The following is a 24841-nucleotide window of genomic DNA, read 5'->3' on the forward strand; positions in this document are numbered from 1 at the left end:
TACTCACCGGCGACGCAGCGCGCCGGGTGTCGCCCGCAGGAACCAAGCGCTAGTTTGTCCGGCATGCGGGTCTTCGTCACCGGCGCCTCCGGGTTCGTCGGGTCCCACACGGTCGGCGCGCTGCTGGCCGCCGGGCACCGGCCGCGCGCGCTGGTCCGCGATCCGGGGCGGACGACGAAGGTCCTGGAGTCGATCGGCGTCGCCGCCGAGGACGTGGAGCTCGTCCCCGGCGACATGCTGGACGCGGACGCGGTCACCGACGCGCTCGACGGCTGCGACGCCGCGATCCACGCCGCCGCCGCGATCGGCGTGACCGGCACAGGGGGCGCGCCCGATCTCGTGGACGTCAACGTCCGCGGCACCCGGAACGTGGTCGGCGGGGCCGTCGCGCGGGGGCTGAACCCGGTCGTGCACGTGTCGACGGTAGCGGTGTTCGTCCCGCCGTCCGGGCAGGTCATCACCGCCGGCGGCGCCCTCGCGAGCCCGCGCACCGGCTACGGCAGGTCCAAGCTGGCCGCCGAGCGGTACGTGCGCGGCCTCCAGGACGACGGCGCGCCGGTCACGATCGTCTATCCCGGCGGCGTGTGCGGCCCCCACCAGCCCACACTCGACGCCCTCATGGAAGGGCTCGCCGCCGCCCTCGGCAAGGTGTGGCCACTTCCGGGCGGCGGCGTTTCGGTCATCGACGTCCGCGACCTCGCCACCGCGTTGGCACGTTCCGTCGAGGCCCGGCAGCCGCCGAGCCGCTGGGTGCTCGGCGGCCACTACCTGACGTGGCCGCAGTACGCGGACCTCTGCGACCGCCTCACGGGCGTGCGGTGCCGCCGCGTCCGCGTCCCGAGCCGCCTGATGCTCGGGCTCGGCTCCGCGCTGGACGCCGCCAAGCGCGTCCGCCCCTTCGACTACCCGCTCACCCGCGACGCCGCCGAGTTCATGGTCACGCTGGTGCCGACCGACGACCGTCCCGTCCTGGACGCGCTGGACCTCACGCTGCGTCCCGTCGAGGAGACGGTCGCCGACGCGCTGCGCTGGCTGGCGGAGAGCGGCCACCTCGACCCCCGCCGCGCCGGGCGCCTCGCGAACCCCGCACCGCCGCCGCACCGCACCGAGGAGCACCCGATGCCGACCCTCGTCCAGCGCGCGTTCGGGCCGCTCTTCCAGCGGATCTCGGGCGCCGAGTGGTTCTCCAAGGTCGGGCCCAAGATCGTCCCGCCCATCGACCGGACGCTGCACAGACTCACCGGCGGGCGCTTCCTGCTCGGCCAGCTCCTCGTCCCGAGCCTGGTCCTGACGACGACCGGCGCCATCAGCGGCCTCCCCCGCCGGACCCCGCTCGCCTGCCTCCCCGGCCCCGCCTCGGAAGGCGGCGGCTGGTACGTCGTCGGCTCCAACTTCGGCCGCGAGAAGCACCCCGCCTGGACGGGCAACCTCCTCAAGAATCCCGAAGCCGAGGTCAGTTTCCAGGGGCGCACCGTTCCCGTCACGGCCCATCTGCTGGACGACGCGGAACGCACCGCTATCTGGCCCCGCCTCATCGCCATCTGGCCCGTGTACGACCGCTACGTGGAACGCACAACACGCCAGCTGAGAATCTTCCGCCTCACCCCACGCTGACCTGAACGGATCCGTTCCTCAAGAACCGCGAAGCGTTTTCGAGAGGCGGCGGCCCAGGAGGAGATACGCGATCACGACGCCGATGACATTGAGGATGACGTCGTCGATGTCGAAGGCCCGCCCGATGACGAAGGCGCCCTGCACCGTCTCGATGGCCAGCGACATGACCCCGGTCAGAAGGGCCAGCCGGATGGGTCCGCGGAGGGTCGTCCAGACGATCGGCAGTAGCACACCCAACGGCATGAGCAGCGCCAGGTTGCCGCCGATCTGGAAGTAGGCGTCTTTGGTCGGACGGTCCAGATAGAACCGGAGAGAGCGGCCCGGATCGGTGTTCCCGCCCGCCTGCCCTCGGTCGCGGACGGGCGTCAATGTCAGTTTGAACGCCAGATAGAAGAAGACGCCGAGGACGCCCAGCGCCACCGCCACGACGACGACGCGAAAGGCCACGACGTACCAGGGGGACTTCTGACCCGGCTCTGCACGCTGCCACATTTCTGCCAACACCCGGCGCGTGCTCCCCGCTGCGTCACCGAACATGCACGGTCGTGGATAACGGCGGACCCGAAACCCGGGTTGCCGCTGACGCCCACGCCGAACGCCCGCGCCGGGCGGAGGCCCGGCGCGGGCGTTGAGCGAGCGCGATCGACGCCGGTCAGGCGGCGATCGCCGTGGTGGCCGGTTCCAGGGCCAGGTCCAGCACCTCGCGGACGTCGCTGACGGTGAAGACCGTCAGGTTCTCCAGGACCTCGTCCGGGACGTCCTCAAGGTCCGGCTCGTTGCGCTTCGGCACGATCGCCGTGGTGATCCCGAGCCGGGACGCGGCCAGCAGCTTCTGCTTCAGGCCGCCGATCGGCAGCACCCGCCCGGTCAGCGACACCTCGCCGGTCATCGCCACGTCCGAGCGGACGGGCCGCCCCGACAGCAGCGACGCCAGCGCGGCCGTCATCGTGATGCCCGCGCTCGGCCCGTCCTTCGGGATCGCACCGGCCGGGACGTGGACGTGCACGCCGCGGTCCTTCAGGTCGCCGACCGGCAGCTCCAGCTCGGCGCCCCGCGACCGCAGGTAGCTGAGCGCGATCCGCGCCGACTCCTTCATGACGTCGCCGAGCTGCCCGGTGAGCGTCACGCCGGTGTCGCCGGTCTCCCGGTCGGCGAGCGACGCCTCGATGTAGAGGACGTCGCCGCCCGCGCCCGTCACCGCCAGGCCCGTCGCGACGCCGGGGACGCCCGTCCGCCGCTCGTTCCTGCTCAGCTCGACCTCCGGCGTGTACCTGGGTCGTCCCAGGTAGTCCTTGAGGTCGCCGGCGCCGATCGAGACCGGCAGCGTCGCCTTCTCCAGCGCCACGTTCGCGGCGACCTTCCGCAGCACCCGCGCGATCGACCGGTCCAGCGACCGGACGCCCGCCTCCCGCGTGTACTCGGCCGCCAGCAGCCGCAGCGCGTCGTCGCCGAAGGCCACCTCGGACGCCTCCAGGCCCGCCTTGTCGAGCTGGCGCGGCAGCAGGTGGTCGCGGGCGATGGTGACCTTCTCGTGCTCGGTGTAGCCGTCCAGCTGGACGAGCTCCATCCGGTCGAGCAGCGGCCCCGGGATCGCCTCCACCACGTTCGCGGTGGCGAGGAACAGCACGTCGCTGAGGTCGAGCTCGACCTCCAGGTAGTGGTCCCGGAAGGTGTGGTTCTGCTCGGGGTCGAGGACCTCCAGCAGCGCCGCGGTCGGGTCGCCGCGGTAGTCGGCGCCGACCTTGTCGACCTCGTCCAGCAGGACGACCGGGTTCATCGAGCCGGCCTCGCGGATGGCGCGGACGATCCGTCCCGGCAGCGCGCCCACGTACGTCCGGCGGTGGCCGCGGATCTCGGCCTCGTCCCGCACACCGCCCAGCGCGACCCGGACGAACTTGCGCCCCATGGCCCGCGCGACCGACTCGCCAAGCGACGTCTTACCGACGCCAGGAGGCCCGGTAAGCGCGAGCACAGCGCCGCTCCTGCGTCCACCCACAACGCCCAGGCCGCGCTCCTCGCGCCGCTTGCGCACGGCCAGGTACTCGACAATGCGCTCCTTGACGTCGTCGAGCCCGGCGTGGTCGGCGTCCAGGATCTCCCTGGCGCCGGCGATGTCGTAGGCGTCCTCGGTGCGGTCGTTCCAGGGGATGTCGAGGACGGTGTCCAGCCACGTCCGGATCCAGCCGCCCTCCGGCGAGGCGTCGGACGACCGCTCCAGCTTGTCGACCTCCTTCAGCGCCGCCTCGCGCACCTTCTCGGGCAGGTTCGCGGCCTCGATCCGGGCCCGGTAGTCGTCCTCCTCGTCGGCGGGGTCGCCGTTCAGCTCGGCCAGCTCCTTGCGGATCGCCTCCTGCTGCTGCCGCAGCAGGAACTCCCGCTGCGTCTTCTCCATGCCCTCCTGGACGTCCTTGCGGATCGTCTCCGCCACGTCCAGCTCGGCGAGGTGGTCGCGCGCCCAGCCGATCACCAGCGTGAGCCGCTCCACCACGTCCGGGGTCTCCAGGACCTCGATCTTCTGCTCGTCCGACAGGTACGGCGCGTACCCGGCGTTGTCGGCCAGGGTGGACGGGTCGTCGATCTGCTGGACGATGTCCACGACCTGCCAGGCGCCGCGCTTCTGCAGGATCGCGCTGACCAGGCTCTTGTACTCCTTGGCCAGCTCCTGCGCGCGGCCGGACGCGGGCGGCGTCTCGATCAGGGTGCCCTCGACCCACAGCGCCGCGCCCGGCCCGGTCGTCCCGGTACCGATCCGCACCCGCTGCACGCCGCGGACGACCGCGCCCGGCTCACCGCCGGGCAGCCGCCCCTCCTGCTCGATCACGCCGAGCGTGCCGACGCCCGCGTACTGCCCGTTCAGCCGGGGCACCAGCAGCACCCGCGGCTTGGCCGCCGACCGGATGCCCGGCCCCTTGGACTGCGCCACGGCCCGCGCGGCCTCGATGGCGGCGCGCACCTCGCCGCTCTCGGAAAGGTCCAGCGGCACGACCATGCCGGGCAGAACGGCCCCGTCGTCCAGGGGCAGCACCGGCAGCGTCAGGGTCTCGCTCATGCTCAGCTCCAAGTCCGTCTAGAGACCCAACCGTAAGTTGAGTCACCCACACTCAAGAAAACGGAGCAGCAATTTGTTTCCGCAGCAACGTTCGCTCTAAGCGATCAAGCCGCCCCGGCAACCTCGCGGACGCCCTCAAGGCAACTCACCGAGCCCGCAAAGTAATCCGAACATGACCACCTCCCCGCGCTCCCGCGAACCGCCCCTGAACGATCAGCGTCATACACCGCATGGCCGAGCCCAGACCGGACACCGGTGGCCAGCACTCGGCCGGGCCCCGCCGGACGTCGGGCCAGCGCAGGAAGCTTGGGCGCCCCTTCGCGAAGTTGTGGGCGGCGAGCACCCTGTCCGGACTGGGTGACGGCACCACCCAGATCGCCGCGGCCCTGCTGGCCGCTTCCCTCACCCGCGACCCGGTCCAGATCGCCGGGCTCATGATCGCCCATCAGCTTCCATTGATGCTGTTCGCACTCCCCGGCGGAGCACTGGTCGACCGGCTGGACCACCGCCGCGTCATGGTCGCCGCCTGCCTGGCCCGCGCCGCCGCGCTGGGCCTCCTGGCCGCGGCGACCGCCGCCGGGCACGCCTCACTGCCGCTGCTCTACGCGACCTTCTTCACGGTCGGCTGCGTCGGCCTGCTGTTCGAGAACGCATCCGTAGCGCTGCTGCCATCCCTCGTCGACACCGCCCAACTGGAACGCGCGAACGGCAGGCTCCAGGCGGCGGCCGTGCTCAGCCAGCAACTCCTCGCCAGACCGCTCGGCGGAGTGCTGTTCGCCATGGCGGCATGGGCACCTTTCACGGTCGACGCCCTCGCCCTGCTGACCGCCGCGATCCTGATCAGCGCGCTGCCCACCAGAGCCGCACAGCGGTCGCTCAGCGCTTCGACCGGACCTTCGCACACGTCCATCCACGGCGCGATCTGCGAAGGACTTGGCTGGCTGGCACGCCACAGGCTGCTGCGCACCATGTCGGTCACCGTCGGGTTGTCCAACCTGGGACTGGGCGCGGTGTTCTCCATCGCCGTCCTCATCGCCCGCGAACGGCTCGGCGTCGGCCCGGCCGGCTACGGGTTCCTCCTCACCGCCGGAGCCGTGGGGGGAGTCATCGGAGGCCTGACCGCCGGTCGGATCACCGGCCTGCTCGGCACCGGCACGACACTGCGCGCCGGTCTGATCGTCGAGATGGTGGTCCACCTCGGGCTGGCCCTGACCCACAGCGCGATCATCGCGGGTGGGCTGTTCGCGGTGCTCAGCCTTCATCTGGTCGTCTTCTCCACCATCGGGGCCTCGCTGCGCCAGCAGATCGTCCCCGCTCATCTGCTTGGACGTGTGCACAGCGCCTACCGGCTGGTCACCAACTGCGGCATGTTCCTCGGCGCCATCCTGGGCGGCGTCCTCGCACACCGCTTCGGCCTGACCGCACCCTTCTGGCTGGGCCTGGCCTGCACCGCCACGCTCACCGCAGCCGCCTGGCGGACGCTGAGCGACCACGCCATCCGAACCGCCCGCCGGGCTCCCGGCTGAAAACGCGTTGCGGGACGGTGATGTGGCGTGCGAGCGTCGCGCTGGACGTTCCGGATCGGGAGGCTCATCGTGCGCATGGTTCTCGGCAAGGTCACGACGGGCGCCTCGGCCTCGGAGCGCGGCACCGGCTGACCGGCGGCGCGCTCCTCGACGCCGAGGCGAGCCCGAGCGAGGTAAAACGCCTCACCGTCCTCCAGCCCCCGCCCACCACCATTCAATCGACGAGCTCCGCTCGGCGTGCGTTCTTGCTTGCGCGGCTTTCGCCCGCGGCTCGACCTTCTGGAGCGTTCGTGTCCTCTTCCGTCGCGTCCGCGGACGCACGGCCCGGCGGCGGGCTCAGCCGCCGGATGATCTTTCTCTTGGCTCTGACCTGCGGCGTCGCCGTGGGGAACCTCTACTTCCCGCAGGCGGTCAGCCCGCTCGTCGCGTCCGGTCTCGGCGTCTCGCCCGACTCGGCCGCGCTGGTGGTGACCGCCGCGCAGTTCGGGTACGCGGCGGGGAACTTCCTGCTGGTGCCGCTCGGCGACCGGCTCCCGCACCGGCCGCTGATCGCGGTGCTGCTCGGCGTCACCGGGATCGGGCTGCTCGGCGCGGCGGGCGCGGGCGGGCTGCCCGGCCTGTTCGGCGCGAGCGCGCTGGTCGGGGTGACGACCGTGGTCGCGCAGGTCATCGCGCCGATGGCGGCCGGGCTGGTCGCGGACGACCGGCGCGGCGCGGTCATGGGGACGCTGATGTCCGGGTCGGTCGGCGGCATCCTGCTGGCCCGCACGTTCGGCGGGATGATCGGCGAGTGGCTCGGCTGGCGGGCGCCCTACCTGGTCGCCGCGGCCGTCGCGCTGTGCCTGGCGACGGCGCTGACGTTCGTGCTGCCCGCGACCGTGCCGACCTCGCGGCAGCCGTACCCCGCCTTGCTGGCCGAGCCACTGCGGCTGCTGCGCCGCGAGCCCGGCCTGCGGCGGACCTGCGTCTACCAAGCGACGATCTTCGGCGGCTTCCAGGCCGTGTGGACGGGCGTCGCGCTGTACCTGACGGGCCCGGAGTACGGCCTGGGCGCGCAGGCCGTGGGGCTGCTGGCCCTGGTCAGCGCGGCCACCATGGTCTCCGCGCCGCACGCGGGACGGCAGGTCGACCGGCGCGGCTCCGATCCGGTCAGCCTGGCCGTCATGATCGGGACGCTCGCGTCCGCCGGCGTCCTCGCGTTCGGCGGGCTCGGCGGCATGGCCGGTCTCGTCGCGCTGGCCGCCGGGACGCTCCTGCTGGACGTGGCTTTGCAGGCCGGCACGATCGCCAACCAGGCCCGGATCTTCGCGCTGCGCCCGGACGCCCGCAGCCGGATCAACACCGCCTACATGACGTGCTCGTTCCTGGGCGGGAGCACCGGGTCCTGGCTGGGCGCCGCCGCGTACGGCCGGTTCGGCTGGACGGGCGTCTGCGCGCTCCTGGCCGTCCTGGCGGCGGTGGGGCTGACCCGGTATCTCCTGCATCGTCCCGGTGGGGCGGCGGAGACATCTGAGGCGACCGGCGACATCACGGGCAATGCGGAGGCAAAGTCCCGTTCTTGATCACGATTCTTTGCGACGGCTCCGGTTTACGTGCGCATGACGCGAGGGTACCTACCGCAACGAGTTAGTGACTAAGCGTGAATGAAAGATCATCGGGGCGGCAAAGCCCCAGGTGGAGATGCGGGAGGGGGCCCGGATGCGGCGTACCGAGAAGGTGACCGGGCCGGCGCTCCCCCCGCGCGGCCCGGTCCGTACGGCCGAGGGCGTCCACGGCTCGTCCCCCCGCGGCAGGCGCCGTCCCCCAACGGGCGCCGCGACGGGGACGCCCGGCGGCACACCTCGGGTTCTCGGCCGTACCGGGCCAGCCGGACCGCCCGCGCCCCGCTCCCCTGTCATCCCGGGCCACTCCCGGACCCCGGTGCCGCATGCCCCCGCGGCGCCGGCGTCCCCCATGGCCGGGCCAGCGGCACCCTCCAGCCGTGCCGCCGGCCCGGCCCCAGACTTCCGGGCGCCGCGACGGCGCCCTCCCCCGTCCACCGAGCGGAACCCCCGCCCGGCCGGCAGTGGAAGGGAGGTGGGAATCGGTCCTTAGCACCAGCCGGCGTCATGCCGGTGAATCCAAGGCGGCCGGAACTCCGTCCGACCCCCGTCCCGGCCGCCTGCGCAGCACATCAAGGGATCGCTGCGGAGCCGGGCCCGTGGAGGCGCGAAAGCCCCCACGGGCCCGGTCACAGTTTCTTGCGCCAGACCTGCCCGTGGACGACGTCCCCGAAGCGCGCCACCGGGGCCTCTTCCTCCTCCAGGACGAACCCGGCGCGCTCGTAGACACGGTGCGCCGGACGCTGGAGCGCCGTCGTCCACAGCATCATCTCCGTGTATCCGGCCTCGGCGGCGAAGCGGACGCACTCGCCGACCAGCGCGGCCCCGACGCCCAGGCCGCGGGCCTCGGGCTCGACGTGCAGCAGCCGCAGCTGCGCGACGTCGTCGTCGCGGCGGACGCAGAAGACGCCGCCCACCCGGACGCCGCCGGACTCGGCGATCCACGCGTTCTCCCGCTCCGGGTCGTGACCGTCCACGTAGTCGGCGACGACCTTGGCGACGAGCGCCTCGTAGGTGCGGTCCCAGCCGCATTCCACGTCGTAGAGGGCGCCGTTGCGCTCCACGATCCAGCCGAGGTCGCCGGGGCGCAGCGGCCGCAGGACGACGTCGCCGGCCGGGCGGCGGGGCCGGTCGCCGAGGACGCCGTGGATCGTGCGCATCGCGGCGAGCAGGCGCCCCCGGTCGGCGGCGGGCAGCCCGTCCAGCAGGCCGCGGATCTCGGTCACGGAGCGCTCGTCCAGCATCGCGAAGACCTCGCGGCCGCGCGGGGTGAGCCGGACGACCTGGCGGCGGGCGTCGCCGGGCGAGCGCTCCCGCGCGACCAGCCCGTCGGCCTCGAACCGGGTCAGCAGCCGGCTGAGGTAGCCGGCGTCCAGGCCGAGGTCGCGGCGCAGGGCGAGGACCTCGGTGTCCTCGCGCTGTGCCAGTTCGAAGATCACCCGTGCCTCGGTCAGGGAGTACGGGGTCTGGACGTGCCCTTCGCCGAGCACTCCGATGACGCCGGTGTAGAACCGGTTGAACGCCCGGACCGTGCCGATGTCCCCGTCGGTCACCTCCATGCCTGACCCTCCTAACGTTTGACTCAGTCAAACATTACGCGACGGGCAGGCCGTTTTTCCAGTCCGGAGGGACGATCAGGCGCGCGCGACGGTCAGGCGCGCCGCGGTCAGGCGCTCGCCTCCGCCTTCGCCTGGGCGGCGCGCAGCGCCCGCGCGTCCTGGACGATCCGCCGCTCGACGTAGAAGGTCATCAGCGGGACGATGCCGCCCAGCACGATGAGCACCATCTTGCCCAGCGGCCAGCCGGCCCGCCGCCACAGGTCGTACGCGGCCAGCAGGTAGACCATGTAGAGGAAGCCGTGGACGGGCGCGACGACGCCCGCCAGGCCGGGCTCGTCGGGCGGGCCGTACTTCAGGACCATGCCGATCGTCAGCAGCACCAGCAGCGTGCCGACCACCAGCGCCAGGATCCGGTACCGGGTCACCGCGCCTTCCACAGAACACACCTTTCGTCGACGGCCCACAAGGGCCCGCATGCGGCGGGGTCAGCCGCGCCGGCCGCTCTGGGAGTTGAGCCGCGCGAGGTAGCGGTTGTAGGCCGCGAGCGCCGGATCTTCCTCCTCCTGCCGCCGGATGATCTCCCGCTTCACCTCGGCCTCGGCGGGCTCCTCGATCACCTTCGGCGCCGGGGCGGCGCCCGACCGCTCGTCGCGGATCATCTTGACCCACATCACGATCACGAACAGCGCGAAGATCGGCCATTCGAACGTGTAGGCCCAGCTGCGGTCGTTGCCGCCCTGTGCCCGGTCGTACTGCCACCAGCCGAAGCCGAGGAACGTGCCGCACAGCACGATCGCGAGCACGTGCAGCCCGATCCAGCCAGGGGTGAGGAACCGTCGCACGCCCCCGAGCCTACCCCCGGGCGCGCGGGACCCGTCCACGACCCCGCCCCAGGCCAGATCGCCTGATCAGCGGAATATCCAGGAATTTGTCGGTAGGCGGCTCTACGTTCTCGGCATGGCTAGCACCAGCGTGGCGGCAGGGGCCGCACAGGCTTACACGTATACGCGGCCGTCCGGGCTGGACGGCGGGCTTCTCGGCCTGTCGACGTCCGGCGGGACGACCACCAGCGGGCCGCAACCGCATCCGCATTTCTTCAGCGGCGTGCTCACGCAGGCGGCGCCCGCCGCGGCGGGCCTGCTGGCCCTGGCGGACGTCGCGCAGACCCGCTACCACCAGCCGCGCCCCACCTCGTTCCGCGACCCCGTAGTCACCTGCAACGGCGACCGGCTCCGGATGGAGTCGTTCTCGGCCTGCGGCGGCGTCTACGCCCGGCTGGACGTGCTGGAGCCGGCGATGGACGGCGACGTGCACGAGCGCGGCACGACGAACGTGGACGTGAACGGCCCGCTGCGCGAGGCCCTGGCCCGGGTGGGCGGGTCCGATCCGCTGCATCTGGCGGTCGGCGCGGAGGAGCTGGCCGTGACCACGATGGACGGCGCCGTCGTGGAGAAGAAGGTGCCGCTGCCCGACCGGTGGCTGCGCGGATTCGCCGAGGTCCAGGTGATCACGGCCGGGTTCGACCTGCGCGCCGAGCTGAAGGCCACGGACGCGGTGCGGTTCATGCGCTCGATGCCGCGCGGGCAGCGCGAGACGCTGTGGGCCGTTCCCGCCGGGCGGACGCTGCGGCTCGTGCCACGCCCCGCCGCCGGCGCCGTGTGCCTGGCCGGGCCGGACCGCCTGCGGACGATGATGCCGCTGCTCCGCTTCGCGCGAGCACTGCGCATCTACGGACCGCCCCCTGAGGGTGTCGACGGCCCATTGTCGAGCGTCTGGGAGCTGGAGTTGCCCGGGATGCGGTACGTCCTGACGCTGTCCCCCCGGCACTCGCGCGGCTTCTCCGGTGAGGGCGCGGTGCTGGACGCCCTCTCGGCCGACGAGGCCGCCGGAGACGCCGACCTGCTCGTCGCACTGCTGTCCTTCGAGCCGCGCGTCGAGCCCGATCTGCTGGCCGAGCGGTCCGGTCTCAGCCCGGCGCGGACGAAGGCGGCGCTGACGCAGCTGGGGACGTCGGGGCGCGTGGGCTTCGACGCCGCGGAGGCCGCGTTCTTCCACCGTGAACTCCCCTACGACCCCGCCCGCGTGGCCGACCTCAACCCGCGGCTGCGCTCTGCGCGCGCGCTCGTCGAGGAGGGCGCCGTGCGGTTCACGGCCGACGACGCGGCGGTCGTCCTCAGCAATGGCGGCGAGCGGCACGTCCGCTTCGAGGAGAACCGGGAGACGTGCACCTGCCCGTGGTGGTTCGATCATCGGGGTGAGCGCGGGCCGTGCAAGCACGTCCTGGCTGCGCGCATCGTCCGCCGCAGCGCCGAAGCCACCGTGGAGGTCGCTCGATGAACGTGTGGGACGACCTCCACAAGGCCATCCGCTCCGGCGCTCTGGAACGGGCGGTGCGCCTGGTTTCCGAGCTGGACGAGCCCGGGCGGCGGGCCGTGGCCAAGGAGCTGCCTGGCGCGCTGAAGGAGCTCCGCGCGGCGTCGGCGCACGGGTTCCTCCAGCCGCTGACGGCACAGGCGCTCCTGCTGGCCGGTGCGGGCACGATCGGCGGCGCCGCCGCCGCTGCCGCCTGGATGACCCGCGCGGACCTGCGGCCCTGGTGGGACGAGGACAAGTACTGCCCGCTGCTGTGCGACCTCACGTCCTCCCGCCCGGACGAGTGGCGGGCGGAGGTCGCGCAGCGGATCGCCGCCCGGCTGAAGACCTCCGAGGAGTTCTGGACCTACTGGCACATCGCGGCCGCGCTCGCCAGGTCCGCCGGTGTCGTTCCGGTGTCCGACGGCTTCGTGGTGGGGTGGGTGGAGGAGGGCGGCAGCGCGCGCAGGCTCGCGGAAGATCCGTTTCTGGAGGCGCTCGTCCCCCGGCTCTTCGAGGTGGACGGTGTCGGCGCGGCGCTCGCCTTCGACGCGGCGCGTCCCCAGCAGGACGAGACCCGCAAGGGCGCCTGGGCCGCCGGGCTCGCCGACCTGGCGCACGCCGGGCGGCTCGACCGCACGGCCCTCCTGGACGGTTGCATCAGCCGTTTCCTGCGCGGTGGCACCGCCCACAACCTCCGCTGGTTCGTCGGGCTGCACGAGGAGCTCGCGCCCACCGGGGAGGAGGTGGCGGCCCGCGTGCGCGACTACGTCCGGCTCCTGCCGGTCGCGCCGCCGGCCGTCGCGGACACGGCGCTGCGGCAGGTGCGCCGGGCCGACGACCTGGGGGCCCTCGACGGCGCGCTGTTCGAGGAGGCCGCGGGCGCGCTGCTGTTCCGCCCGGAGAAGAAGCTCGTCCGGGCCGCGCTCACCTGGCTCGACCGGACGGCCCGCGCCCGCGACCGGGTCGACGCGACGCTGCGCGCAGTCTCGGCGGTCTTCACCTCCGAGGCGCTCGACCTGCGAGAACGGGCCGTGAAGATCGCGGTGAAGCACGCGTCCCTGGCGGGCGGCGACGTCCGCGCGGAGGTCCGGGACGCCGCCGCCGAACTCCCGGCCGACCTGCGCCAGGCGATCGCCGCCGCGTTCGGAGAGGTCGCCGCGGCCGAGCCCGAGCCCGAGCCGCTCCCGGCCCCGCCGCCGTTCACGCCCCGCAAGGCGCTCGCTCCGATCGGGTCGCTCGACGAAGTGGCCTCGGAGTTCATCGCCAGTATCGCGGCCGAGGAGAAGTGGCCCGTGACCGAGCGCTTCCTGGCCGCGCTCGTCGAGTTCGCCTTCCGCGACTTCGACGGGACCGGGAAGGCGTTGCGGGACGCCTGCTCCGACCGCGCGGCGTGGCTGCTGGAGAATCTGCGGCGGCCGGCCTCGCGCACCTACGTCCGGAGAAGCTGGATCCAGTTCCCGGTGCGGAGACTCCTGTTCCCGGACGACACCCCCGCCCGGGTGGGCGAGGTGCGCGCCGCGTTCGTCAAGGGCAAGCCCCGGATCTTCGGGAGCGGGGTCATGCCGCGGATGGAGCGGTTCCTCGCCTGGCGGCGGCACGAGATCGTGTCCGTGCTCGGGAAGGTGCCCGTCCTGCTCGCGACGCCGACCGAGGGCAGCGGGCACGTCGACCCGGACGTCCTGGTCGCCCGCCTGGAACGGCTGGAGGAGGCGGGCGCCGAGCCCGGCCGGGCCGACCTGGCGCAGGCCATGCTGCGCCTCCCCCGCGAGGTCGACCCGGCCGCGGTGGCGCGCGCGAAGGGGCTGGCGTCCGATGCGGGCCGGGCGGTCGCGTCCTGGCTGGCGACCGGTGGTCTCGCCGACCCGGACGTCGAGTGCACGTTCCCCGACGAGCCCATCACGTCCTTCGCCGAGCACGGCCTCCCGCACCCGGCCTATGTCGTGTCCACGGTGGACGTGCCCGGCGACACCGACGTCGCCCGCATCTGCGCCGTCTCCAGGGACGCCTGGACGGACCATGAAGGCTCGATCTACAACGCCTTCACCGGGTACTGGCCGTCGGTGATGCCGTCCCACCGGGAGGTCGCCGCCGCGCACCTGCTCCCCTACTTCGTGGGCACCGAGGACGTGGGCTGGGGCCAGGGCACCGTCATGCTCGACCTCGCCGAGGGCGACGGGCCCGCGGGCACCGCCGTCGGGACGCTCCTCGCCTGCGCGCTGGCGAACCGGGAGCAGCACGAGCGCGCCACCGCCGTGGAGGCGTTCCTCGCCTTCTCGGGCCGGGGCGGCCTCCCGGCGGCCGAGACGGGCACGGCCCTCGGGCGGCTCGCCGCCATCGGAGTCATCACCGTCCCGCGCATCGTGAAGTCCCTCACGGCCGCCGCCGACGCGGGCGCCCACGCCGAGGTGTGGACGGTGCTGGCCGCCGCCCTCCCGCACGCCCTTCCCGGACCGGGTGAGCGGGCCAGGGCCGGGGTGCCCGACCTGCTCGCGCTGGCCACCCGCCTCGCCGAGCTCACCGGCGCGCGGGGCACGATCCCGGCCGTCGCGGAGGTGGCGTCCCGTGGCGGGTCCAGCCGCCTGGTGAAGGAGTCCGCCCGCCTCCACAGGACCGTCCTCCAGCCCCACCCGCCGCCATTCAACGGACGAGCTTCGCTCGACGGTCCCTCGCAACGTGAGTCCCCTCCCCGGTGTTCATAGGAGACATGGGCCCGATGACGGACCCGCGTGGGACGCTGGACGCGCCGGGAAGGAGCGCTGAACGATGACCGAGACCCTCGCGTTCGGCACGGTCGACACCGTGCTCGGACGCCTCCTCGTCGCCGAGACCGGGACGGGGGTCGTGTCGCTGCACTTCCGCGACACGCCCGCCGCCCGCGCCCGCACCGCCAAGGCGGCCGGTCTGCCGGTGGTGGAGGCGCCGGACCGCCTTGCCCCGGTGCTGTCGGCGCTGCGCGACTACTTCACCGGCGACCTGAAGCACTTCGAGGTGCCCATCGACTGGCGGCTGACGTCGGACGTGCAGCGGCGGGTGCTCTCGACGCTGTACGAGTCCGTCCCGTACGGGCAGGTCGTCACCTACGGCGAGCTGGGCGACCGGAGCGGCACGGGCGTCCACGCGCAGGTCATCGGGCAGGTGATGGGCGGCAATCCGATTCCGCTGATCGTGCCGTGCCACCGCGTCGTCGCCTCGAACGGGCTCGGCGGCTACAGCGGCGGCTCGGGCGTCGAGGTCAAGCGCTGGCTGCTGACGATGGAGGGCGCGCTGCCCGCCACCCTCGACTGGGACATCACCCGCGCCCCGTGAGGCGCCCGTCCGCTCCCGAGCGCTAGGTGCGCGCGGGCGCGTACGTGACGGACGTGAGGTCTTCGGACACCTGCCAGAGGCGCTCGCCTATGCCCGGGCGGCCCGCATGCGGCGGCGTGACCACCTTGACCGGTGCGCCCCGGTACTGGAGCAGGCGGGGACCGTAGCAGGCGCCTCCCTGAACGTCCGGGGCCGTCGCGGCGTACAGGGACGGCAGCGCGCCCGCGGCGGCCGACTGCGCCATCAGCGCGTTGCCGAGCCCGAAGGCCCGCTCCATGAGCGTGCTGCCCTGCATCTTGGGCCCGGTCTGCTGGAGGTTGGTGGCGGCGTAGCCGGGATGGGCGGCGACGCTGGTCAGGTCCGGGACGCGCCGGTCGAGTTCCTTGGCGAAGACCAGGTTCGCGAGCTTCGACTGGCCGTAGGCGGCCCACTTGCCGTAGCGGCGCTCGCGTTGCAGGTCGTCGAAGCGCAGGCGGCCCGTCCAGGCGAATCCGGACGTCAGCGTGACGACGCGGGCCGACGGAGCGGCGCGCAGCGCGTCCAGGAGCAGCCCGGTGAGCGCGAAGTGGCCGAGGTGGTTGGTGCCGAACTGCATCTCGAACCCGTCGGCGGTGGCGCGGCGCGGGAGGGCCATGACCCCGGCGTTGTTGACCAGGATGTCGAGGGGCACGTCGCCGTACCGGGCGGCGAACGTCCGGACCGACGACAGGTCGGCCAGGTCGAGCGGCCCGAGGGCGACGTCGGCGGCGGGCGCGGCGGCCCTGATCCGGTCGGCGGCGGCCTGGCCGCGCTCGGCGCTGCGGCAGGCCAGCACGACGGACGCGCCGCGCCGCGCGAGCTCCAGCGCGGTGTGGTGGCCGAGGCCGCTGTTGGCTCCGGTGACGATCGCCCGCCGGCCGCTCAGGTCGGGGATGTCACCGGCCGTCCACCCTCCCATGGGCACCTCCCACGTCATATCGCGACTTCACAAGTTAGACGCGATGCCAATAGAGGACAAGGGCGGCCCGATGTGGCGCGGTTCACAGCCGCCGGACGTGCCCCTCCCGCCCGGAGGGGCACGTCCGGACGCGCGTGTCAGGCGGGGAGGGTCTTCTCGATGGCGGCGACGACCTCGGCGGACTCGGGCTCGGCCTGCGGCGCGAAGCGCGCGGCGACCGCGCCGTCCGGGCCGATGAGGAACTTCTCGAAGTTCCAGCGGATGTCGCCGGTGTGGCCCTCGGCGTCGGGCGTGCCGACCAGGCCCTGGTACAGCGGGTGCCGCCCCTCGCCGTTGACCTCGACCTTCTCGGTCAGCGGGAACGTGACCCCGTAGGTCGTCGAGCAGAACTCCGCGATCTCCTCGGGGGTGCCGGGCTCCTGGCCCATGAACTGGTTGCAGGGCACCCCGAGGACGGTGAAGCCGCGTCCGGCGAACCGCTCCTGCAGCCGCTCCAGCCCGGAGTACTGAGGGGTGAGGCCGCACTTGGAGGCGACGTTGACGACGAGCACGGCCTTGCCCCGGTACTGGCCGAGGTCGGCGGACCCGCCGCTCAGGCCGTCGATCTCTACATCGAAGACAGACATGAGGCCGATCCTAGGAGATCACTCCCGGCGACCGGCCGTCCCACTTACGTACCCGCCTACGCGCGTGTGTCCGTTCTACGCGAGTGTGTGCGCCTTGCGCCGGGCTAGGTGCCCAAGGCGTTCACGAAGGCGGCGAGCTGGTTGCCCGCGTTGCCCAGCTGGCTGAAGGCGTTGTTGACCACTGCCGCCGCGTCCGTGGGGGAGCTCAGCAAGTAGAAGACAACGAAGGCGATGGCAATATAGCGCGCGTTCTTCTTCAACATCCGTACGCCGTCCCTGGTTGTAGCGCAACGACACAACTGACCCGATCACATTGTGCCCAGGCGCGTCTGCCCGCAAAGCGCGATTTTACTTGACGCGAGGCCACGGCTTGCTGCCCGCGCGCGAAGAAGCCCCGTGCCATCGCGGGCACGGGGCTCCAGCGGCCGGTACCGGGGGGTGCGGCGGGACGCCCCCACGGCGGACCCTGGCGGGGTCCGTCAGCTGGGGATCGCGCTCATGAACTGCGACAACGACTCGGCGGCCGTGCCGAGCCCGCTCAGCGCGTTGTTGACGAGGGTCGCCGCCCCCTCGGGTCTGCTGATCACGTACCACGCCGTGAAGGCGATAGCGACGATCTTCATATGCTTCTTGTTCATTTCAACCACCCTCCGCCATCAATAGCCTACGGAGGGTGATGCCCGAGCGGCCCCGAACGACGATCAAGGGCGGTCCATGAGACGGTCAGGTCTCCTTGGCCATGAGACGCTCAGGTCTCCCCGGCGTGGGCGGTGAGGTACTCGATGTAGAGGGGACGGAGCGCGTCCGCCAGCTCGCCCTCCCCCGCGTGCGTGAACTCCTCCAGCAGCGACAGGCCGTGGAACAGGTCGAACTCGGCGCGGTCGACCTCCCCCGTGGCCGCCGCGGCGGCGGGGATCGCGCGCAGCAGCTCCCACAGGAAGCCGACGTCGCGGCGCTCCTTCGCGAGGCTCATCGCACGCTCGTACAGCTCCTTGGACGGCAGCTCGTCCAGGCTGGCGGCGCCGTCCGGCGTCACATCCGGCATGACCCGACTCTAACCAGGCGGGCGCGCGCCAATCCCCCGGGCGGCCGCGCGCCAATCCCGGTCACGTCTTCGTGATGACGTCCTTCGGGATCTCCTGGTCCTGCTGGAGGGCCTCGAAGAGCCTGGACGCCTTGGCCTTGTCCCAGGTGATGTAGGACCCGGCGCTCGCCGAGCTGCCGCCGCCGCCGATCGGGACCGTGGTGGTCACGCCGTCCTTGCCGCTGACGCCCTTCATCGCCCACATCATGCGGACGAGATGGTGCAGGTGGTCACCGTCGTCGACCAGGAAGTTGCTGGTGGCGTTCGTCGCCAGCGGGATGCTCCGGAACGGGTTGAGGATCGTCCCCCAGCTGGTCGACTTCTTCATCAGCGCGCCGAAGAACTCCCGCTGCTTCTCGACCCGCTCGAGGTCGGCGCGAGCGTAGGCGCGGGTGCGGACGTAGCCGAGCGCCTGCCCGCCGTCGAGCGTCTGGCAGCCGGCCTTGAGGTCGAGGCCCGCCTTGGGGTCCTCGACGTCGTCCTTGACGCAGATGTCGACGCCGCCGACGGCGTCGACCACGCCGACGAAGCCGTTGAAGCCGATCTCGGCGTAGTGGTCGATGCGGATGCCGGTGGCCTTCTCCACGGTCTGCACGAGCAGCTTGGGGCCGCCGAACGCGAACGCCGCGTTGAGCTTGTTCGACCCCCGGCCCGGGATCGGGACGTAGGAGTCGCGCGGGAGGCTGATCAGCGACGTCCCGCCGGAGCCGTAGTGCAGCAGCATCATCGAGTCGGTGCGGCGGCCGCCCGAGAAGCCGGTCTTGAGGCGCTTCTGGTCGGCCTTGGACAGCCCCTCGCGGCTGTCGGAGCCGACGATCAGCCAGTTCGTCCCAGGCGTGTCGGCGACCCGGCCGGGATAGTCGACGAGGACGCTCTCGCGCTTCAGCCGCGAGTCGAGGTAGAGGTACCCGCCCACCATGATCATGATCAGCACGACCGAGAGGACGCCCAGGACGCGCGGCCAGCGGCGCCGCCGTCGGCGCGGCCTGAGCGGAGGCCCGCCGTAGGGGCCGTCGTCGTCGTACCTGCGCCCGCCGAGCTGGTCTCCCGCGTACGGGTCGTCGTAGGGGTCGCCGTACGTCTCCCGCCCGTAGGCGGCGTGATGGTGCTCCGAACGTGCGGAGTGGTCCCTGCTGCGCCCCACGCGGTCGTCCTCCTTGCGTGTCCGGCCTGGTGGCCGGTCGTGGCTCCTGGCGTGAACCTTAGACACCCTAGGGGGTCGGAGGCGTCCCTCCACCGCATGATTCTCGACTACTCCAAATAACCACGCTATGTGACATTCGCGGCGGACACCGTCCCTCTCAGGAAGCACACTGCCCCTGGCGTACAGGACGGGCGAAGGGCCACGCATGGGCACACGACGGCGTTTACCACGACGTTTCCGACTTAGAGGGGCGGTCCCGCGCCGCCGTCGCCGGGAGCCGCCGCCCGATCCCGGCCTCCCCGAGGTGATTCTCAACTGGCACGCGCGGGACAAGGAACTCACCGAAACGGGCATGCGCACGATCGCGCGGCGGCTCCCCGCGGTGATCGCCCAGGCGTCGCGGCTGGCCTGGCGGGCGAGCCGCACCGACACGATCGTGACGGTCGGCCTCAACCTCGCCGCCGGGTTCTTCACCGCGTTCTGGCTGCTGGCCACGACCGGCGTGCTCACCGCGCTGTTCAGCGAGGCGCCGACGCCGGCGCGCGTCCGCGACGCGCTGCCCTCGCTGGCGCTGGTCGCGGGCGCGGTGGCGATGCGGGCCGCGCTGCAGGCGGGCGCCGGATGGGCGCAGGCACGGCTGGACCCGCAGGTCGAGCGGCTGGTCGAGCTGCGCCTGTACGAGGCGACGACCGCCGTCGACCTGACCGCGCTGGACGACTCCGACTTCCTGGACGACCTCAAGCGCGCCCAGGGCCGCGGGCTGATGGCGGCGCCGATGGTCGTCCAGCACGCGGTGGACGTCCTCACCGCCGCCGTCGGCATGATCGCGGCGGCCGGGACGCTCGGCGTGCTGCACCCGCTGCTGCTCCCGCTGCTCCTGCTCACGGCCGTGCCGGAGGGATGGGCGTCGGTCCGCAGCGCGCGGATGCGGTACCTGATGCTGCTCTCGCTGGTCGGGGTGACGCGCCGCAAATGGATCCTGTCCGACCTGATGGTCGACCGGCGGCACGCCGCCGAGGTGCGCTCGTTCACGATGCGCGCGTTCCTGCTGGGCCAGTACGACCGGGCCGCGTCCTACCAGCGGCACGTCGAGCTGGACGTGGCGCGCCGCCAGACGATCGTGAAGATCACCGGCGACCTGCTGAAAGGCGTCGCGACGGCGCTCGTCTACATCGCGCTGGGCGTGATGCTGTGGAAGGGCGCGGTTCCGCTGGCGGTGGCGGGCACGGCAGTGCTGGCCATCCGGACCGGCCAGACGTCCCTGGCCAACCTCGTGTTCGCCGTCAACCGCTGCTACGAGGAAGGCCTCTACTTCGGCGACTACGTGAGCTTCTGCGCAGCGGCCGAGGGGCGGATCCCGCCGCGCGCGCTGCCGCCCGCCCGGCTGGACAAGCGCGGGCGGCTCCCGGACGACTTCGCGGACATCGCCGTCGAGGACGTCGCGTTCACCTACCCGGGCGCGGACGAGCCGTCCCTCCGCGGCGTCTCGCTGCACGTCCGCAAGGGCGAGGTGGTGGCGCTCGTCGGCGAGAACGGCTCCGGCAAGACCACCCTCGCCAAGATCATGGCCGGGCTGTACGACCCGGACGCGGGGCTGGTCCGGTGGGACGACGTGCCGCTGACGACGGTGGCGCCGGCGGACGTGTGGGAGCGCGTCGCCGTCATCGCGCAGGAGTACACCCACTGGCCGATGACCGCCCGGCAGAACGTCACGATGGGCCACGGCGAGGACGGTGCCGGTGCCGGTGCCGGTGCCAACGGTGACGGCGAGGACCCGTCGATGCTCGCCGCGGCCCGCGCCTCCGGCGCCGACGAGGTCGTCGAGGGGCTCGCCCGCGGCTACGACACGCTGCTGGACCGCCGGTTCAAGGGCGGCGCGGAGCTGTCGGGCGGGCAGTGGCAGCGGCTCGCCGTCGCCCGCGGCTTCTTCCGGGACGCGCCGCTGCTGATCTGCGACGAGCCCACCGCCGCCCTGGACGCGCGGGCCGAGCACAACCTGTTCGAGCGGATCCGCACGCACGCCGACGGACGGACCGTCCTGCTGATCACGCACCGGCTCGCGAGCGTCCGCTACGCCGACCGGATCTACGTCCTGGAGAACGGCCGGGTCATCCAGGAGGGCGACCACGCGACGCTGATGGCCCGCGGCGGCCTCTACGCCGACCTGTACTCCCTGCAGGCCGCCGCCTACGGGGCCGAGGCCGGGGATCCGCAGGCGGCCGCGGACCCCCGGGCCACCGGCTAGATGTAGGGGCCGAAGCGGTTGCGCCCGAAGCCGATGCCCGGCTCGGGCGGCGGGGCGTCCGGCAGGTCCTCGGGACGCAGCAGCCCGACCTCGGCGGGCTCGATCCCGGCGGGCGTCTCGTCGTCGGTGGCGGTGATGCGCTGCGCCTGCCGGGAGATCGCCGCCTCCAGCAGGTTCCGGACGAGCCGCGCGTTGCCGAACGAGGCGTCCCGCGGGTAGGCGGCGACGATGCGGCGCAGGCCGTCCAGGATGCCGGGCGCGAGCGCGAACCCCGCCTCCGCCGCCATGAACTCGAAGATCGTGACGAGCTCGTCGGCGGAGTAGTCGGGGAAGCGCAGCACCTTCGGGAACCGGGACTTCAGCCCGGGGTTGGCGTCCAGGAACCGCTCCATCTCCGCCTCGTAGCCCGCGACGATGACGACCAGGTCGCCGCGGTGCTCCTCCATCAGCCGCAGCAGCTCGGCGACGGCCTCGTGGCCGAAGTCGCGGCGGTCGCCGCTCGCCGACGTCAGCGCGTACGCCTCGTCCACGAACAGGACGCCGCCGAGGGCGCGCTCGACCGCGCCCCGCACCCGCGGCGCGGTCTGCCCGATGAACTCGGCGACGAGGTCGGCGCGGGTGACCTCCACCAGGTGCCCGGACGACAGCAGCCCGAGCCGCGCGTACACGGCGGCGATCAGCCGCGCGATCGTCGTCTTGGCCGTGCCGGGGTTGCCGGTGAACACCATGTGCCGGGACGGCGACGCCGGGGCGAGCTTCGCGTCCCGGCGCAGCTGGTCGGCGCGCACCTCGGCGACCAGCCCGGCCACCTCGCGCTTGATGTCGGCCAGGCCGATCAGCCGCTCGATCTCGGCGAGCGGATCGCCGGGGACATCGTCGCGGCTGCGGCTCAGCGTGCCGGGGACGTCCTCCGGCAGGATCTCGTCCAGCGACTCGGTCTCGTCGACGATGCCGTCGGCGAGGACGCGGCGGCCCTGCATCGCCACCGCCCGGTCCAGCAGGTGGATCATGGCGCGGGCGTTGCCGAACCCGCGCTCGCGCGGCGCGCCCTCGACCAGCTCGCGGACCCGGTCGAGGACGCCTGGCGCCAGCTCGAACCCGGCATCGGCGGCCTTGGCGGCGAACACGTCGACCAGCTCGGCCACGGTGAGGTCGGGGAACAGGACGGTGCGGGGGAAGTACGCGGCCAGGTCGGGATGCGACTTCAGCAGCCCGTTCAGCTCCGCCTCCGGCCCGGTCAGCACGACGACGAGGTCCTCGCTGTGCGACTGGACGCCGGTGAGCAGCACGTCCAGGACCTCGCGCCCGCGTGCCGCGTCGGTCGCGGCCGACACCAGCGCGTGCGCGTCGCGGACGACCAGCACGCCGCCGTGGGCCTGCTCGACCGCCCGCCGGACCCGCAGCACGCTCTCGCTGGCGTACTCGCCGAGCAGGTCGGCGCGCTCGACCTCGACCAGGTGCCCGGACGACAGCACCCCGAGATCGGCGTAGAGGCGGCCGAGGATGCCCGCGACCTTGCTCTTCCCGGTGCCCGGGTTCCCGGCGAACACCAGGTGCCGGGGCCGCGTCCGCGCGGTCATCCCCGCCTCGCGGCGCAGGCGGGCGGCCTTGGCCTCGGCGACCAGCGCGTCCACCTCCCGCTTGGCGGGCTCGATGCCCGCGCAGGCGGCGAGCTCGGCGAGCGGGTCGGCGTCAGAAGGACCGCCGGGGATGATCCGCTGCGGCAGGTCCGCCGCGGTGATCTCCGGCGGGCCGGGTTCCGGGTTCTCGGCGTCGTCCGTCTCGGCGGCGTCCTTCGCGGTGCGCCGGACGGCGGCGGCGACGGCCTCCCCCGCCATGTGCTCCACCAGCCGCGCGCCGCGCAGGTTCCGCAGCGGCGGGGTGCGGCGCAGCATGCCGCCGGCGGTCGCGGCCACCTCCCGGGCGACGCGCGACCCGCGCCGCGTGACGGCCAGGGCGAACAGCTCGGCGAAGTCGTCCTCGCCGAAGTCGCGGGTGCGGGCCACGTCGAACGCGCGGACGAGCGCCGGGTTGGCGTCGAACAGCCGCCGGTCGCCGCCGGGGCGGCACAGCGCGACGACGTTCAGCGACGGCGAGCGCGCCATGAGCCGCCGCAGCTCCTCCACGGCGGCGGCGCCGCACCGCTCGTGCGCGGCGAGCTTCTCCAGGTCGTCCACGACGAGGAGCATCCGCGCGTCGAGGCAGTCGCGGACGCGGGTCTGCAGCCACAGGACGGCGTCGCTCACCCCGAGCGACGCGAACACCTGGTCGGAGATCCACAGCGCCTCGCGGACCGCGCCCGCCTCGGCGAGCCGCCGCTCGACGGCCTCGGCCGCGGTGCCCTTGCCGGTGCCCTCCGGGCCGGCGATCAGCAGCCGGACCGGGCGCTCGCCCGCCAGCCGCGCCGCCACCGCGTCCTGCAGCGCGCGGGACAGCTCGGGCTGGCCGACGAGCGCGTCCGCGAGGTCCTCGCCGCGTTCGGCGCGCGCCTGCTCGCTCTCGCCGTCCGCCCGCCGGGTCCCGGTGGTGCCGAGCGCCTCGCCGAGCGGGTTGAAGACGCGGCGCATCGTGAACAGCCGTCGCAGGTCGGCCTGGAACAGCCGGACGGGCACCCGGCAGCGCGGGCTCACCGGCGCGTCCGGCAGGCCCTGCACCGCCCCGGTGACGCGGACGGCCATGTCCAGCCAGGCGCGGGCCGCGTCGGCCTCCCCCGCGACGAGTCCGCGGGCCAGCCACGAGCGGACGTCGTGCTGCCACGCCTCCGAGGAGAACCCCTCGCGCGCCGCGCGGAGCCGCTCCTCCACGTTCTCGTAGCGGGCCGTGCCGAGCACCACCGCCAGCTCGGCCGGGACGACCTGCGCCTCGGCGGCCAGCAGCAGCTTGGCGAGCGCGTCGTCGGGCTCGTCGGCGTCGGAGATCGTCCCGGCGAGGTGCGCGTGCGCGGCGTCCAGCCCGGCGCACACCCACCCGAGATACCCGACGGGCCCCGCCAGCTCGGGCAGGACGGCCAGTTCCTCGTCGGTGAGCTGCGCGGCCCAGACGTCGTCCAGCCGCGCGTTGGGGACGGTCATGTCCGTCTCGCGCAGCTCGGGGTCGGCGGCCCGCCGGTCGAACAGGTCCATCAGGGCCCGGCGGCGGCGCTCCACCGGTTCGAGGCCCTCGAAGACGTCCAGGCCCGCGCGCGCGAGATCGAACATCACCGCGCGCCGCTCCCGGTCGTTGCCGGCCGGTTCCGGCAGCCACAGGCCCGGTGGCCGCCACCGGCCGCCCTGGGTGAACCACGCGGTCGGCTCGCGGACGGCCGTCTCCGGCGTCGCGAGGAACGCCGACAGCAGCTCGTAGTCCACGTCGCCGCACGACCCGCCGCGCACCGCGGACGCGCCGAGCAGGAACGTCAGCAGCGACCACTGCTCGGCCCCGGCGGCGCTGGTGTCGTCCCCGTAGAAGTCGCTGAGCTGCCGGGTCAGCACCACCGCCCGCGGGTCGCGGTTGTACTCGAGCGCGCGTTCGCGCAGCTCCTCGTACAGGCCGTCGGGCACCCGCCAGGGCCCGTACGCGTAAACGTCGAGGACGGGCTCCTCGGTGAGCAGCACTTCGAGATGGTCCGGCAACCGGGGGGAACTCACCTGGGGGTCCTTTACTCCTACGAGGGTGGGGGTCTGGGCCGAGCGGAGCTCGTCGATTGATTGGTGGTGGGCGGGGGCTGGAGGACGGTGACGTCGGACAGCACCCTACGGCCCGGCACCACCGCGCACACCCCTCAGCGCGGCGGGTTGGCGGGTGTAGCGCGCCGGG

19 protein-coding genes are annotated in these 24841 nt (G+C 73.1%); 7 read left to right on the forward strand and 12 right to left on the reverse strand.

Features of this window, described 5'->3' with window-relative positions; all coding sequences use genetic code 11:
* Positions 1-63 precede the first annotated feature (63 nt).
* Positions 64-1614, forward strand: coding sequence for a nitroreductase family deazaflavin-dependent oxidoreductase (locus ACH34S_RS16635; RefSeq protein ID WP_395953549.1), 1551 nt, complete (start codon positions 64-66; stop codon positions 1612-1614).
* Positions 1615-1632: 18 nt separating this feature from the next.
* Here the strand turns inward: ACH34S_RS16635 and ACH34S_RS16640 are convergent, their stop codons facing one another.
* A complete protein-coding gene (locus ACH34S_RS16640; protein ID WP_395953550.1) occupies positions 1633-2151 on the reverse strand; it encodes a VanZ family protein in 519 nt (172 codons plus the stop codon).
* A 115-nt stretch (positions 2152-2266) separates the two neighbouring features.
* Complete coding sequence (gene lon / locus ACH34S_RS16645; RefSeq protein WP_395953551.1) at positions 2267-4663, reverse strand: endopeptidase La; 2397 nt, start codon at positions 4661-4663, stop codon at positions 2267-2269.
* 230 nt (positions 4664-4893) lie between these two features.
* Here lon and ACH34S_RS16650 point away from each other — a divergent pair, with 230 nt between their 5' ends.
* On the forward strand, positions 4894-6189 hold the full coding sequence (locus ACH34S_RS16650; protein WP_395953552.1) for an MFS transporter: 1296 nt from the start codon (positions 4894-4896) through the stop codon (positions 6187-6189).
* A 290-nt stretch (positions 6190-6479) separates the two neighbouring features.
* A complete protein-coding gene (locus ACH34S_RS16655; protein WP_395953553.1) occupies positions 6480-7751 on the forward strand; it encodes an MFS transporter in 1272 nt (423 codons plus the stop codon).
* Positions 7752-8419: 668 nt separating this feature from the next.
* On the opposite strand, the gene ACH34S_RS16660 is transcribed toward ACH34S_RS16655, so the two are convergent.
* The 3 genes from ACH34S_RS16660 to ACH34S_RS16670 form a co-directional block, all read right to left on the reverse strand.
* Positions 8420-9349 carry a GNAT family N-acetyltransferase gene (locus ACH34S_RS16660; protein WP_395953554.1) on the reverse strand — a complete coding sequence of 310 codons (930 nt, stop codon included), beginning with the start codon at positions 9347-9349 and terminating at the stop codon, positions 8420-8422.
* 107 nt (positions 9350-9456) lie between these two features.
* Positions 9457-9786 carry a DUF3817 domain-containing protein gene (locus ACH34S_RS16665; protein ID WP_395953555.1) on the reverse strand — a complete coding sequence of 110 codons (330 nt, stop codon included), beginning with the start codon at positions 9784-9786 and terminating at the stop codon, positions 9457-9459.
* 48 nt (positions 9787-9834) lie between these two features.
* Complete coding sequence (locus tag ACH34S_RS16670) at positions 9835-10191, reverse strand: hypothetical protein (RefSeq protein ID WP_395953556.1); 357 nt, start codon at positions 10189-10191, stop codon at positions 9835-9837.
* Between the two features lie 115 nt (positions 10192-10306).
* On the opposite strand from ACH34S_RS16670, the gene ACH34S_RS16675 reads away from it, so the two are divergent.
* From ACH34S_RS16675 to ACH34S_RS16685, 3 genes are all read left to right on the forward strand, one after another.
* Entirely contained in the window at positions 10307-11686 is a 1380-nt protein-coding gene (locus tag ACH34S_RS16675) for an SWIM zinc finger family protein (protein WP_395953557.1), read from the forward strand.
* A complete protein-coding gene (locus tag ACH34S_RS16680; protein WP_395953558.1) occupies positions 11683-14403 on the forward strand; it encodes a DUF6493 family protein in 2721 nt (906 codons plus the stop codon). The genes ACH34S_RS16675 and ACH34S_RS16680 overlap by 4 nt, the downstream gene beginning before the upstream one ends.
* A gap of 64 nt (positions 14404-14467) precedes the next feature.
* Positions 14468-15010 (forward strand): methylated-DNA--[protein]-cysteine S-methyltransferase, encoded by a 543-nt coding sequence (locus ACH34S_RS16685; RefSeq protein ID WP_395953559.1) that lies wholly within the window; start codon positions 14468-14470, stop codon positions 15008-15010.
* Between the two features lie 22 nt (positions 15011-15032).
* Here ACH34S_RS16685 and ACH34S_RS16690 read toward each other — a convergent pair whose 3' ends face one another.
* The 6 genes from ACH34S_RS16690 to ACH34S_RS16715 all read right to left on the reverse strand — a co-directional run bounded on the left by ACH34S_RS16690 (position 15033) and on the right by ACH34S_RS16715 (position 18801).
* Positions 15033-15947, reverse strand: a complete 915-nt coding sequence (locus ACH34S_RS16690; protein WP_395953560.1) for an oxidoreductase — start codon at positions 15945-15947, stop codon at positions 15033-15035.
* Between the two features lie 137 nt (positions 15948-16084).
* Positions 16085-16573, reverse strand: a complete 489-nt coding sequence (locus ACH34S_RS16695; protein WP_395953561.1) for a glutathione peroxidase — start codon at positions 16571-16573, stop codon at positions 16085-16087.
* Between the two features lie 104 nt (positions 16574-16677).
* Entirely contained in the window at positions 16678-16836 is a 159-nt protein-coding gene (locus tag ACH34S_RS16700) for a hypothetical protein (protein ID WP_165964182.1), read from the reverse strand.
* Positions 16837-17052: 216 nt separating this feature from the next.
* The gene (locus ACH34S_RS16705) at positions 17053-17211 is read right to left on the reverse strand and encodes a hypothetical protein (protein ID WP_171064540.1); all 159 of its coding nucleotides are present in this window, start codon (positions 17209-17211) and stop codon (positions 17053-17055) included.
* Between the two features lie 110 nt (positions 17212-17321).
* Complete coding sequence (locus tag ACH34S_RS16710) at positions 17322-17618, reverse strand: hypothetical protein (protein WP_395953562.1); 297 nt, start codon at positions 17616-17618, stop codon at positions 17322-17324.
* Between the two features lie 61 nt (positions 17619-17679).
* A complete protein-coding gene (locus ACH34S_RS16715) occupies positions 17680-18801 on the reverse strand; it encodes an LCP family protein (RefSeq protein ID WP_395953563.1) in 1122 nt (373 codons plus the stop codon).
* 304 nt (positions 18802-19105) lie between these two features.
* Between ACH34S_RS16715 and ACH34S_RS16720 the strand changes: the two genes are divergently transcribed.
* Positions 19106-21046: an ABC transporter ATP-binding protein gene (locus tag ACH34S_RS16720; protein ID WP_395953564.1), complete on the forward strand. Its 1941-nt coding sequence runs from the start codon at positions 19106-19108 to the stop codon at positions 21044-21046.
* Here ACH34S_RS16720 and ACH34S_RS16725 read toward each other — a convergent pair.
* Complete coding sequence (locus ACH34S_RS16725; protein ID WP_395953565.1) at positions 21043-24672, reverse strand: AAA family ATPase; 3630 nt, start codon at positions 24670-24672, stop codon at positions 21043-21045. The genes ACH34S_RS16720 and ACH34S_RS16725 overlap by 4 nt on opposite strands.
* Positions 24673-24841: the final 169 nt, after the last annotated feature.

This window comes from Actinomadura sp. 3N508, assembly GCF_044326375.1.
Lineage (GTDB): Bacteria > Actinomycetota > Actinomycetes > Streptosporangiales > Streptosporangiaceae > Spirillospora.